This is a genomic window from Bradyrhizobium sp. AZCC 2289, from assembly GCF_036924615.1.
Lineage (GTDB): Bacteria > Pseudomonadota > Alphaproteobacteria > Rhizobiales > Xanthobacteraceae > Bradyrhizobium.
The window spans coordinates 10,176,310-10,188,398 of the sequence record NZ_JAZHRY010000001.1 but is presented as its reverse complement, the minus strand read 5'-3'; the positions used below and the strand labels follow the sequence as shown (position 1 = coordinate 10,188,398).

The following is a 12,089-nucleotide window of genomic DNA, read 5'->3' as shown; positions in this document are numbered from 1 at the left end:
GATGGCCGGGAAACGGCCGGGTATTTTGGGGAGAATGGCGATGCCGGGCCGCAAATGGTCGAGACGCGACGTGCTGAGGGGTTCCGCCGTATCGGCCACAGGCCTGCTGTTTGCCGAACCGCTGAAAGCCGCCGCGCCGCCGCCTGCGGCGGTCACGCCCGCCTTGATCGAGGCCGCGCGCAGGGAAGGCAAGGTTTCGTTCTACTCGGCACTGGAGCTCAACACCGCCGAGCGCCTCGCCAGAACCTTCGAGGCGAAATACCCCGGCATCAGCGTTCGCGTCGAGCGCTCCGGCGCCGAGCGGATTTACCAGCGCATCGCGCAGGAGCAGGGCAGCGGTATCGACGCGGTCGACGTCGCCAACTCGACCGATCCGTCGCATTACCTCGACTGGAAAAAGAACGACTGGCTGCAGCCTTACATGCCGGACGACGTCGCGAAGCATTTTCCCGCCGACCAGGTCGACCCGGACGGCACCTATGCGACATCCTGCGCGTGGCTGGAAGTGATCGGCTACAACACCGATCTGGTCAAACGCGAGGACGCACCGAAGAGCTACGCCGATCTGCTCGATGCGAAATGGCAGGGCAAGATGGTCAAGGCGCATCCCGGCTACAGCGGCGCGATCCTGACCGCGACCTTTGTGCTGGCGCGCGATCTCGGCTGGCCGTATCTGGAAAAGCTCGCGCAGCAGAAGGTCATGCAGGTGCAATCGGCCGCCGATCCGCCGAAGAAGATACTGGTCGGCGAGCGTGCCATCATGGCCGACGGCAACGATTATAATCTGGTGCTGCTCAAGGATCAGGGAAAACCGGTCGAGGTGGTCTACGCCGCCGAAGGCTCGCCCCTGATCATCGTTCCCTCGGGGATCTTCCGCAGCGCGCCCAATCCGAATGCGGCAAAACTGTTCCAGAGCTTTTTCTTCCAAGCCGAAACCCAGCAAATGCTGGTGGATGTTTTCGCCCACCGTTCGTTCCACGCCGGGTGAAGGAGAAGGGGGCGCACGTTCCGCTGGCCAATCTGAAATTGCTCAAGGCCGATCCCGCCGCAGTGCAGGCGCAAAGCGAAGAGATCAAGGCGCGGTATTCCCGGATTTTTAAGGTGTGAGCGATCCTGCAGACCTTCCAGCCCCCAGTTCAGCCACTCGGAAAACATTCTCCGTACTTCTACGGGGCTGAAAGTTAGGGATCGCGAAGCCGAACTCGGCTAAGGAACTAGGCATTATCTGAAGGCGCCGCCAAAGAAATACCGGCCGTTTGCCGTTCCTGGCCGGAATCGGTTGCGCATCCATCCTTCTGGATTCGTTATGACTCTGTGGGGCCGCCTTGCGATTGCGATGGTGTTGCTGGTCGTGGCAACCGCATGCGCGCTCAGCCTATTCGCACATTACTATTTGGCCGGTGTGGCGATTGCGGCTGTTCTCGCCCTCGTGCTCGCGGCCGGGATCGCCAGGTCGTTGTCGAGGCCGCTGACGCAGATGACCCGGGCCGTCGAAGGCCTGTCGCGCGGCGAAACGGTCCCGATACCAACCGACGGCTGCGGGGAGATTGACGGTCTTGCCGCGGCCTTCGCTGAGCTTACGACTCAGTTCGGCACCAAGCGGGATCTGCTGGAGAAGACCGTCGAGAGCATCCGTGACTCGGTCGTCGTTGCCGACGAGAACGGCGTGGTCGTCGTTGCCAACGCCGCGGCGCGGCGGCTGCTCGGCGTCGCCCCCGGTTTCAACAGCCTGACGGGAACGCGAACCTTCGCCTGTTTCCTTGCCGACGACGTCACCCCGATGCCGATTCCGGATTCGCCGCTGGCGCGCGCCTTGCGCGGTGAGAATGTCGACGATTTCGAGCTCGCCGTGCAACCCGAAGCGCCCGCCGCGCGGGCGTACATCGTCACCAACGCGCGGCCGTTGCGCGACGAACGTGGCAAGCTTCGCGGGGCGGTCACGGTTCTGCGCGATATCACCGGGCAAAGGCGGGCCCACCAGGCGCTGGTCGACAGTGAGCAGATGGCGCAGTCCATCATCAAGACCGCGCTCGACGCCTTCGTCCAGACCGATGAAAGCGGCATCATCCTGGACTGGAGCCCGCAGGCGGAGTCCCTGACCGGGTGGACCCGGGGGGAGGCGGTCGGCGTCAATGTGGCGGAGCTGGTTTTTCCCGAACCGGACCGCGCCGCGCACAGGGAGCGGATCGCCCGGTTCCTGCACGAGGCCGCGGCTGGCGCCACCGGCATGCGATACGAAGCCCGCGCGCTGCACCGGGACCGCCACGAATTCGTCGTCGAAGCGTCATTGACGGCGCTACGCCGCGGTGACCGTTACATCATCAACGCCTTTGTCAGGGACATCACGCAACAGCGCGCCGCCGAAGAGCAGTTGATCCAGGCGCAAAAGATGGAGTCGCTCGGGCAACTGACCGGCGGCATCGCCCACGACTTCAACAACATGCTGACCGTGATTACCGGCACGATCGAAATCCTCGCCGACGGCGTCAGGGACGTTCCGCATCTGGCCAAGGTGACGCAGTTGATCAGCGAAGCAGCCGACCGCGGGGGGCAGCTCACGGCAAGCCTGCTTGCGTTCGCCCGGAAGCAGCCGCTGCAGCCGGCCGAGATCGACGTCAACGGGCTCATTCGCGAAGCCGTCCGCCTGCTGTCGCCACCGCTCGGCAGGCAGATCGAAATCGAGACTGCGCTCAGCGGCGAGGTCTGGCCGGCGTTCGTCGACAGCAGCCAGCTTACCTCCGCGCTCGTCAATCTCGCGATCAATGCCCGCGACGCCATGCCGCTTGGCGGCCGGCTGACCTTTGCAACCAGCAACGTCACATTGGGCGTTCCGGAAGCGGTGGCTAGCGGCGTCGAACGCGCCGGCGACTATGTCGCGATCGAGGTCAGCGATACCGGCACCGGCATGCCGCCGTGCATACTGGACCGGATTTTCGATCCGTTCTTTTCCACGAAGGAAGTGGGGCAGGGGACGGGGCTCGGGCTCAGCATGGTGTTCGGCTTCGCCAAGCAGTCCGGCGGAAGCGTCGAGGTCCGCAGCGCGGAGGGCCGCGGCACCACTTTCAGGATTTATCTGCCCAAGGCGGACGCGAGCGTGCTGCAGCCGCGGGCGCAGGACGATCCGCCGGTGCAGGGCGGCCACGAAACCATCCTGTGTGTCGAAGACGACCGCAAGATCCGCGACTATGTGACGATCCAGCTCGAGAGCCTTGGCTACCAGGTCATGGTTGCCGCTGATGCCGACGAGGCGATCGCCATCATCAATGACGGAGCGGCGTTCGATCTGCTGTTCACCGACATCGTGATGCCCGGCAGCATGAACGGCCGGCAGCTTGCGGAAACGGTCATGGCCGGGCGGCCGTCGCTCAGGGTGCTCTTCACGTCAGGATATACCGACGGCGCGCTGCCGTTGCAGGGCCGCGTCGGGCACGGCATCCCGCTTCTGACCAAGCCCTATCGGCGGGCAGAGCTCGCGCGCATGTTGCGCCGCTGTCTCGATCCGGCGGTCGACCCGGCGGGCGATCCGATTCCGCTGCCTTACTCGGTGCAGCCGGACCTCAACCGCTTCCTGCGGCAAAATCTCCCGGAAGAAACTTAGCCCGTTTCTCGCAGCTGGCAGCTTCAGTTTATTCGCAATCGGAACCGTCTTCAAACTTCACAGGGATCGCGCCTGCGCTGCAAACCAGGATCCGGACGTTGCTGATCGCGATGCTTCTCTCGTCCACGAAAACGAGGTTCGTCGCTCCAGGGTTCAGCGGCTCGAGAATGACCGAGCGGTCGCTGCGGGCATGAACCTCGACGATATCGGGATCTCCGATCAGGACGGTTTTGAACGGCCGCTCCACCTCAAGTGCGGACCCCGCACCGAGCATTAAGGTGACCGACCGATCCGCAGCCCGAGCCACGCAATTCGTGGTGGTCAGGAGGAGCAGTCCAAGGACGAAAGTTCGAAAAGTCGAGGTCATTGCAAATCCTCCGAACCCGTTGACGGTCCTCGGTCGGATTTCGACCGAACAAACCGACGTCAAGTCGGCGTGATCGGGGCGGAAATCACCACGCGTTTCCTGTTGAAGTTGGCGACGTCCTTTTCCGGGACGCCAAAATTATTGGCGAGCAGATGGCGCGGCGCCTTCGCCAGCCATTCTGACAGAGAGCTTTCATGGTAGGTGCCGCTGTCCAGCACGCCGACGATTTCAGCGTCCTCCGGACCCACGTTTTGAATGGAGTGTCCGCAACCGCGGGGTATGTAGGCGCACTCGCCCGGCGAAAGTTCGGCCACGGCGACACGCTTGTCGGGCGCGAACAGCGTGACCCGCGTTCGCCCCTTCAATACATAATGCCATTCATTGGCATCGGTGTGCCAATGCGGTTCGTGCATCGCACCGCGCTTCAATTTCAGAACCATCCCCGTCAACGTCGTCGACATCGGAAATTCCTTTGAAGACGCGATGTAGAGCGCGCCGCCCGGCGTGCTCACTTTCGGCTTCTGCGCCATCATGGCGTGGCGATGGGTTCGCGCGTGCTCCAACTCGCGGGCGGAACGCGCCTGCGGACCATCGAGAGCCAGCACCTCGCCCTGCATGATGTAAGTCTCGGCCTTGGGGATCTGTGCGAAAGCCTCATCCGAGACGCCGAATGCCTGCGAAAGAGCCTTTGTATCGTAACGGCTCATCCAGTCGCTGATGCCGAACGTGCCGTGTTCCGAATACAGCCCATCATCAAAGGCAAGGATCGCGTGACACGGTGACGGGCCGAGGGTCTGGATTGCGTGGCTGTGGCCTTTGGGGAAGTACCAGAGATCACCCGGCCCGAGATTGACGACTTCGGCTACGCCCTCGGGGTCGACCACCGTTACCTGGCAATGGCCATCAACGACGTAGGCCCACTCGGCTGAATTGTGCCAATGCATCTCGCGGGCACCGCCCGCATTCACGAACAGATGCGCGCCGGCGATATCGGTGGCGATGGGCAGTCCGCGCATGGTGACTTCACGTGCCCAACCCCCGGATGTTGCCTTGATCGGCCCCTTGTCGAGGGAGGCCGTAAAGACCACGGGATCACCGGATTTGCGCGGAATCGTTTTCAGGTATTCCGAGGCGGCGGAAACGTCGTATCCGGCGGCATGTCCGTCGTTTCCGACGGCAAAGGATTGCGAGGCGGCGAAGGTACCGGCGCCGACGGCAATCGACTGAAGGATGATCCGGCGATTTGCTTCAAACATGGTGCGCGCTCCGATTTTCGTTGTGATTCGAAAAGCCTTGGAACCTGGCGCAACGCGAAATTGCTGAAACGAAACCAAAATTGGTCGCGCGTCGCACTCGACAATCTCAGAGCCATACGCCCTGCACACCGGTGCACACCGCGATCAGCGCCACCAGCAGTCCGATTCCGCCGAACAGGACTACCGCACGGAAATCATCACTGAGAAACTCCGCGGGCTCCTCAAGCTCGGCGACCATTCTGACGAATGTGGGCATGGCATCCTCGCATTGTTGTTGTCTTCGCCAAACCGAACCCGAATGGCGAAGTCTGATTTCATGTTACCAAGCTCGGCCGATTTGCTTTGTGAGGTCGTTCACAGTGCGACACAAGCGTAGTGCGGAAGACGACAATCGTCTCGGTCAATCGGCGTCAATAATTGACGCGCAAGTTTTGACGATCATGTTCAACGTTGAGATGATTCGAATATCATCGTCGCGAACATCATCGTCATCGACTTCAGGGTTTCGTCGAAGATCATTTGTCGCCGCTCGCTGCCTGGTAGGTCGTCCTATTTGGACGGCTGATTGTCGGCCGGCTTGTGGTCCGCAGGTGCGAGCCTGGCCGCGGGCGCAGGCTTTGCCGCCGCGGGCGGTCTGGCACCATTTGCGGCAGGCTGTTTTTGCGCAACGGGTGGCTCGGGTGGCGTCGGTGCGGCGGGCGCGCTCGGTCCGATCGAGACCGAGATGCCGAATAGCCGCCATTGCCCGTTCACCGGCGCGAACGCCAGATCGAAATTGACCTGGGTCGGCACCGACGGAAAGAAGCCCGCCATATGCATCAGGCCGTTGGCTTCGATCTGCGGCAGCAAATTGAGCTGCGGATCGATCACGGCGACGCCCGACAGGTCGAGATTGTCATTGCGTAGCTTGGCAAAGATCTCGCCGAGCCGTGCGGCCGTGTTGGATTGAAAGCCGGGCGCACCAATGTCGCGCAGCACCGTGTAATTGCCGGTCTTGTTGGCCTGATCGAGCGCCAGCAGCGACGACCGGATCAGGATCAGCACGCCATTGCGGTCGATTTGCGCCGGCTTTGGAACTGGTGCAGGGGTTTCGGCCCGCGCGCCGGAGCAGCCCATCGCGACGATGGTTAGCATCGCGAACAGCAGCACACAGCGAGCGGGGCCACTGGCCATCACCACGCGAATGTTGCGCAATGTTGAAAATTCGTCGGCGCCGCCGCTACTGTCAGGGGCCAGCTTCGGTGCCCCTTCAGTTGAGTGTGAACGACGCACCGGCGACGACCCCGTAATCATTCACCTGCGGCGCGGATGTGAAAGCCGCATTGACGCGCCAGCGGTCCGAGACCGCATAGCCGAGGCCCACCGCGACGCCCGACTGCCCCTTGTAGTTGGCAACGGCGGTCGCGATCGACGCTTTGCCGGGCCGCTGGTCGTATTGCAGGCCGGTCGCGGCGAGTGCCAGCGCGGTCCCTGAACGTGCCTCGCGCTGATTGTTGGTGACCTCGGCCTGCAGTCCCGTGAACTGGGACTGGAAGCCCGAGGTCAGGCCGCTGAGCTGGCTGACATTGACGGCGTCGGTCGGGTTGATGCCGGCGGCTACGTTGGTGAGCCGTCGCTCGTTGCCGGGGGTGCCGAACGACACGGTGTTGGCGAGCGTCGCCACCGAGCCCGACCCGATCGCGACCGAGTTGATCCCGAGCGCCTGAGCGCCGACACCCAGCGCGGTCGCGCCGGTCGCGCCCGCGACGCTGCCCTGACCGACGGCCGTGGTACCGTCGCCATTGGCGAAGGCTCCTTGCCCGAACGCGCTCGCGGTGGCGCCATTGGCGAAGCTGTTGACTCCCATAGCGGTGGCGAAGGCACCGGTTGCGTTGCTGCTCACGCCGGTCGCGGTTGCCTGGAGGCCATTGGCGATGCTGCTCTCGCCGATCGCGGTCGCGAAGGTGCCGGTTGCCGAGCTGAACGCGCCCATCGCGGTTGCGCTGACGCCGGTGGCGTTGCTGGACTTGCCGGTCGCGGTGGCGAAGTCGCCGTTCGCGGTGCTGTTTACGCCGGTCGCGGTCGCGTTGGCACCGGTGGCATTGCTGCTCACGCCGGTCGCGGTCGCCTGGGCGCCGTTCGCCACGCTGCTCTCGCCGATCGCGGTTGCGAAGGTACCGGTTGCCGAACTGAACGCGCCAATTGCGGTCGCGCTGACGCCGGTGGCGTTGCTGGACTTGCCCGTCGCGGTCGCGAAGTCGCCGTTCGCAATGCTGTTTACGCCAGTTGCGGTTGCGTTGGCGCCGGTGGCATTGCTGCTCACTCCGGTTGCCGTCGCCTGGGCGCCATTGGCCACGCTGCTCTCGCCGATCGCGGTCGCGAAGGTACCGGTTGCCGAACTGAACGCACCCATTGCGGTTGCACTGACGCCAGTGGCGTTGCTGGACTTGCCCGTCGCGGTCGCGAAGTCGCCATTGGCAATGCTGCTCTCTCCGGTTGCGGTGGCATTGGCGCCAAACGCGGAACTATTTGAGCCCGTCGCGGTCGCCTGAGCCCCATTCGCGTTGCTGCTCGAACCAATAGCGGTCGCGTTGGTTCCAGATGCGATGTTGGCGGCGCCTACCGCGGTCGCACCGTCGCCCAACGCGGTTGCGCCGGCGCCGAATGCGGTCGCGCTGGCTCCGAGCGTGCTGGCAGCGGAGCCAACCGCCGTCGCATTGCCCGAGGGGGCGTTGACGACGCCGCCGCCAGCAGAGTAATCGGCGGCCGCGGCGAAGTCGCAGCCAAGAGACACGATCGCCGCGAAACAGGCGACCAAAACCAAACCTCGCAACATGCGTCCCAACATAGCGCTGCCGGCCAGCAGTTGCGCCCGCGGATAAACCAAATCAGAAGCGCGCTGCAACGCGCTTGTCCGCAATTTATCGGTTATCATTGGACCAGTTTCCTTTGGGATCGGGATGTGCGCGGAAAAATCCAGTAGCCCGACAACCAAAGATCGCTACAGTCGAATCCGCTCTGCTCGTGCGTTCGTTGAAACAAATCTAGTTCGGAAGGCGGCAAGCGTCGCCGTCAATCAGCGTCAATAACCGCTGCGGCGGTTTTGACGGTGATTGTGTCCGCCGGCCTGATGTTCCGGGCGTAATGTTCAGCAGTTCTCTCGCCGAGCCGTTCGGCAAAAGCCGGCTGCATGATCGAGTTTTCACCGCTGAGACGAGCAAAACGCAATGGCGCGCCCCATCACGATCAATGTCCTGGGTCCATTCGAGGCGCTTGATGCCCGAGGCAGCAGGCTGGAGGTGCGCAGCCGGCGTTCGCGCGCGCTGTTCGCATGCCTGGCCATGGAGACCGGCGAGAGCTGGACGCGAGCGCGGCTCGCGACGTTGTTGTGGGATAAGCGTTCCGAACAGCAGGGACGTTCGAGTCTTCGCCAGGAGCTCGTGCAACTCAGGAAAGATATCGGCGTCACGTCACCAAGCGATTGGGGGCATGATCCCTTTGTCTGCCTGCCGGAGCAAATCCTGACCGATGTCGGGCTGTTCCGCTCGGCGATATCCAGTGGCGACGCCTTGCAAGCCGCGTCGATCTGGCGGGGCGAGTTGCTGCAGGCAACGGCTTTGACGGAGGGGCCATTTGCGGACTGGCTGGCGCTGTCCCGTTCGAGATTGCGCGAGGCGGCGAGCGAATGTTTCGCAAGCGCATTGCGCGCAACGGACGATGGTGATGATCCGCTTCGGCTTGAGGGAGTGGCATTGAAGCTGGTTGCGCTCGCTCCCGAGAATGAAGAGGCGCACCGGTGCCTGATGCGCAGCTCTGCGTCGCGGCACGATCTTGCCGAGGTGATCGAACGATATCGCCTGTACGCCGCGAATGCCGGTCGGGAGCGTAGCGGCGAGCCTTCTGCCGCGATGAAGCGGTTGCTGGATGAGACGATAGCGGCGGCATCGCGCAAAGGAATTTCGGCGCAGTCCGGGTTTTCGACGCGCTGGATCGCGGAGATTAACCGCCAGCATCATACGGCCGCCGCACCGCAGCCGACGCGTCCGCTCCCGATCGAGACGGCTACGGCGCTTGCCGTGATTCCGTTCGTCGATCTGAGCCCCGGCGCTGCTTCCAAAGTGGCCTTGGCGGACGGATTGACCGAAGAGACGACGACGGCGATGGCGCGTATTCCAGGCGTGTTCGTCACGGCCCGCCAGTCCTGCATGGTCTACAAGGGCGCCGCGGTCGATGTGCGGACGATCGCGCAGGATCTCGGCGTAAGGTATCTTGTGGAAGGCAGCATCGAGGTGAGGGGCAAGACCGTCCGGGTCAACGCGCGCCTGATCGAGGGCCGCTCCGGACTTCATATCTGGGCGAACAATTACGAAGAGCAGCTCGGAGATTTTTTTGCCGTCCGGAACCGGATCGTTCTGGCGGTTGCCAGCCAGCTTCAGCCGGCTTTGATGATAGCCGATCTTGACCGCGCGCTTGACGCGGGCCCGAACAATTTGAACGCGTGGACCCGCCTTCAGCGCGCCAATGCGCATGTTCTCTTCAACCGCAGCGCTCAAGGGCTTTTCAGCGCCATCAGCGAGCTCAAGCAGGCGCTGGCAATCGACCCCGACTATGCAATGGCGCAGGCGCTTCTTGCCGCGGTCTACACCTGGCGCGCGACCTGGTCGGCATCCACGCGAGTTGCCGGGGAGCGCGCGCTGGCGCTGGAATATGCGGCGCTCGCACGGAAGACCGACCCCAAAAACTCGTTCGTGCTCGTCAATTGCGCCGACGCTGCGATCTACAGCGCAGGCAATATCGATCTGGCGCTGGAATTGCTGAACGAGGCCGTGGAGCGAAATCCCTATGATCCGCAGGGATTGGCGCTGCTTGCCAACGCAAATCGCGTCGCAGGAGCCGATCCTGCCGACAGCCTGCAGATGATCGCACGGGCGATACGAATCAGCCCGCGTGACCCCCGAAGCCACCGCTGGTTTCACTATGCGGGCTGGTGTCACTGGAAATTGGGCGAGCTGGGCAAAATGGAAGCGGCCGCCCGCAACGCGATCGAACTCTATAGCGATGCGCCCGCGCAGTGGGTCGAGCTGACATGCGCTCTCGGACTGCAGGGAAAGAACGCGGAAGCAAAGGCGGCTGCGAAGGTGCTCAGAAAACTGTCGCCCGCCTTTACGCCCGACAAGTTCTTCGGGATCGCGCAGCAATTCTACGGCAAGCGCTTCGCTGGCCCCGTTAAAGCCGACTATCGGTCGCTCTGCTCGACACTGCAGCGCGCGATGTAGTGTGGGCGACCCGCGATGTCCAGCTAGAAACCGGACTTTCTCCCGGCACACCAAAAACAAAAGGCGCTCCGTTGGGAGCGCCTTTCGCATTGTCGGGCCGTGACGGCAGCGGGGAAACCCCCGCGAAAAATCACAGCGAGTAGTACATCTCGAATTCAACCGGATGCGGCGTCATTTCGCAGCGCGCCACTTCCGTCATCTTCAGCTCGATATAGCTGTCGATGAAGTCGTCGTCGAACACGCCGCCGTGCTTGAGGAAGCCGCGATTCTTGTCGAGGTTTTCCAGCGCCTCGCGGAGCGAACCGCACACGGTCGGGATCGCCTTCAGCTCTTCCTTCGGCAGATCGTAGAGATCCTTGTCCATCGCCGAACCCGGATCGAGTTTGTTCTTGATGCCGTCCAGACCCGCCATCAGCATCGCGGCAAAGCCGAGATAGGGATTGGCCATCGGATCGGGGAAACGCACCTCGACGCGCTTGGCCTTCGGGTTGGACGTGTAGGGGATACGGCAGGAGGCCGAACGGTTGCGCGCGGAGTAGGCGAGCAGCACGGGGGCTTCATAACCGGGGACCAGGCGCTTGTAGGAATTGGTCGACGGGTTGGTGAAGGCGTTGATCGCCTTGGCGTGCTTGATGATGCCGGCGATGTAGGACAGGCAGGTCTCCGACAGATCGGCATATTTGTTGCCGGCGAATACCGGCTTGCCGTCCTTCCAGATCGACTGGTGGCAGTGCATGCCCGAGCCGTTGTCGCCATAGACCGGCTTCGGCATGAAGGTGGCTGTCTTGCCGTAGATATGCGCGACCTGATGGATGCAGTATTTGTAGATCTGCATCTGGTCGGCCATCAGCGTCATGGTGTCGAACTTCATGCCGAGCTCGTGCTGGGCGGAAGCGACTTCGTGGTGATGCTTCTCGACCTTGACGCCCATCTTGGCCATGGCGCCGAGCATTTCGGAGCGCATGTCCTGCACGGAGTCCTGCGGCGGCACCGGGAAGTAGCCCGCCTTGGTGCGGATACGGTGGCCGAGGTTGCCGCCCTCATATTCGGTGTCCGAGTTGATCGGCAGTTCCGAGGAGTCGAGCTTGAAGCCGGTGTTGTAGGGTGTGGTCTGGAAACGGACGTCGTCGAACACGAAGAACTCGGCTTCCGGTCCGAAGAACACGGTGTCGCCGACGCCCATCGACTTGACCATCGCCTCGGCCTTCTTGGCCATGCCGCGCGGGTCGCGGTTGTAGGGCTCGCCGGTGGTCGGCTCCAGCACGTCGCAGGTGATGACCATGGTGGTCTCGGCGAAGAACGGATCGATCGTCGCGGTAACCGGGTCGGGCATCAGGCACATGTCGGATTCGTTGATCGCCTTCCAGCCCGCGATCGACGAGCCGTCGAACATCTGGCCCTCGGCAAAGGTGTCCTCTTCGATCATGCCGACGTCGAAGGTTACGTGCTGCCACTTGCCGCGCGGATCGGTGAAACGCAAATCGACGTATTTAACGTCGTTGTCCTTGATCGATTTCAGGACATCTTTGGCGGTCTTCATGAATACCCCTTTTGGCTGCGGGACGGTTTCCAGGATTCAGCGACGTCGGTGAGATTTCAGAGGTGAGATTTCA

The 12,089-nt window shown here is 62.8% G+C and carries 10 protein-coding genes; 3 read left to right on the top strand and 7 right to left on the bottom strand.

The annotated features are described in order from the left end of the window. Positions 1-40 precede the first annotated feature (40 nt). Together V1289_RS48080 and V1289_RS48075 are read left to right on the top strand one after the other, a co-directional pair. Positions 41-988 (top strand): extracellular solute-binding protein, encoded by a 948-nt coding sequence (locus V1289_RS48080; protein WP_334406814.1) that lies wholly within the window; start codon positions 41-43, stop codon positions 986-988. A 318-nt stretch (positions 989-1,306) separates the two neighbouring features. Further along, on the top strand, positions 1,307-3,598 hold the full coding sequence (locus tag V1289_RS48075; RefSeq protein ID WP_334406812.1) for a PAS domain S-box protein: 2,292 nt from the start codon (positions 1,307-1,309) through the stop codon (positions 3,596-3,598). 28 nt (positions 3,599-3,626) lie between these two features. Here the strand turns inward: V1289_RS48075 and V1289_RS48070 are convergent, their stop codons facing one another. The 6 genes from V1289_RS48070 to V1289_RS48045 form a co-directional block, all read right to left on the bottom strand. Continuing rightward, the gene (locus V1289_RS48070; RefSeq protein WP_334406810.1) at positions 3,627-3,965 is read right to left on the bottom strand and encodes a pilus assembly protein N-terminal domain-containing protein; all 339 of its coding nucleotides are present in this window, start codon (positions 3,963-3,965) and stop codon (positions 3,627-3,629) included. A 59-nt stretch (positions 3,966-4,024) separates the two neighbouring features. Next, positions 4,025-5,221, bottom strand: a complete 1,197-nt coding sequence (locus V1289_RS48065) for a cupin domain-containing protein (RefSeq protein ID WP_334406808.1) — start codon at positions 5,219-5,221, stop codon at positions 4,025-4,027. 106 nt (positions 5,222-5,327) lie between these two features. Next, positions 5,328-5,477, bottom strand: a complete 150-nt coding sequence (locus V1289_RS48060) for a hypothetical protein (RefSeq protein WP_309177304.1) — start codon at positions 5,475-5,477, stop codon at positions 5,328-5,330. A gap of 293 nt (positions 5,478-5,770) precedes the next feature. Next, a complete protein-coding gene (locus V1289_RS48055) occupies positions 5,771-6,337 on the bottom strand; it encodes a hypothetical protein (RefSeq protein WP_334407956.1) in 567 nt (188 codons plus the stop codon). 133 nt (positions 6,338-6,470) lie between these two features. Then, positions 6,471-8,135 carry a YadA family autotransporter adhesin gene (locus V1289_RS48050; protein ID WP_334406805.1) on the bottom strand — a complete coding sequence of 555 codons (1,665 nt, stop codon included), beginning with the start codon at positions 8,133-8,135 and terminating at the stop codon, positions 6,471-6,473. A gap of 137 nt (positions 8,136-8,272) precedes the next feature. Beyond that, positions 8,273-8,428 carry a hypothetical protein gene (locus V1289_RS48045; protein WP_334406803.1) on the bottom strand — a complete coding sequence of 52 codons (156 nt, stop codon included), beginning with the start codon at positions 8,426-8,428 and terminating at the stop codon, positions 8,273-8,275. On the opposite strand from V1289_RS48045, the gene V1289_RS48040 reads away from it, so the two are divergent. Further along, positions 8,428-10,476 carry a BTAD domain-containing putative transcriptional regulator gene (locus tag V1289_RS48040; RefSeq protein WP_334406801.1) on the top strand — a complete coding sequence of 683 codons (2,049 nt, stop codon included), beginning with the start codon at positions 8,428-8,430 and terminating at the stop codon, positions 10,474-10,476. The genes V1289_RS48045 and V1289_RS48040 overlap by 1 nt on opposite strands. Positions 10,477-10,606: 130 nt before the next feature. Here V1289_RS48040 and glnA read toward each other — a convergent pair whose 3' ends face one another. Next, complete coding sequence (glnA, locus tag V1289_RS48035) at positions 10,607-12,016, bottom strand: type I glutamate--ammonia ligase (RefSeq protein ID WP_309177300.1); 1,410 nt, start codon at positions 12,014-12,016, stop codon at positions 10,607-10,609. Between the last annotated feature and the right edge of the window lie 73 nt (positions 12,017-12,089).

Bases quoted from the DNA above. Each gene is read 5' to 3' on its own strand.
- V1289_RS48075 (WP_334406812.1), top strand. From the start codon at position 1,307: ATGACTCTGTGGGGCCGCCTTGCGATTGCGATGGTGTTGCTGGTCGTG.
- V1289_RS48060 (WP_309177304.1), bottom strand. From the start codon at position 5,477: ATGCCCACATTCGTCAGAATGGTCGCCGAGCTTGAGGAGCCCGCGGAG.
- V1289_RS48055 (WP_334407956.1), bottom strand. From the start codon at position 6,337: ATGGGCTGCTCCGGCGCGCGGGCCGAAACCCCTGCACCAGTTCCAAAG.
- V1289_RS48070 (WP_334406810.1), bottom strand. From the start codon at position 3,965: ATGACCTCGACTTTTCGAACTTTCGTCCTTGGACTGCTCCTCCTGACC.
- V1289_RS48050 (WP_334406805.1), bottom strand. From the start codon at position 8,135: ATGATAACCGATAAATTGCGGACAAGCGCGTTGCAGCGCGCTTCTGAT.
- V1289_RS48080 (WP_334406814.1), top strand. From the start codon at position 41: ATGCCGGGCCGCAAATGGTCGAGACGCGACGTGCTGAGGGGTTCCGCC.
- V1289_RS48065 (WP_334406808.1), bottom strand. From the start codon at position 5,221: ATGTTTGAAGCAAATCGCCGGATCATCCTTCAGTCGATTGCCGTCGGC.
- V1289_RS48040 (WP_334406801.1), top strand. From the start codon at position 8,428: ATGGCGCGCCCCATCACGATCAATGTCCTGGGTCCATTCGAGGCGCTT.
- glnA (WP_309177300.1), bottom strand. From the start codon at position 12,016: ATGAAGACCGCCAAAGATGTCCTGAAATCGATCAAGGACAACGACGTT.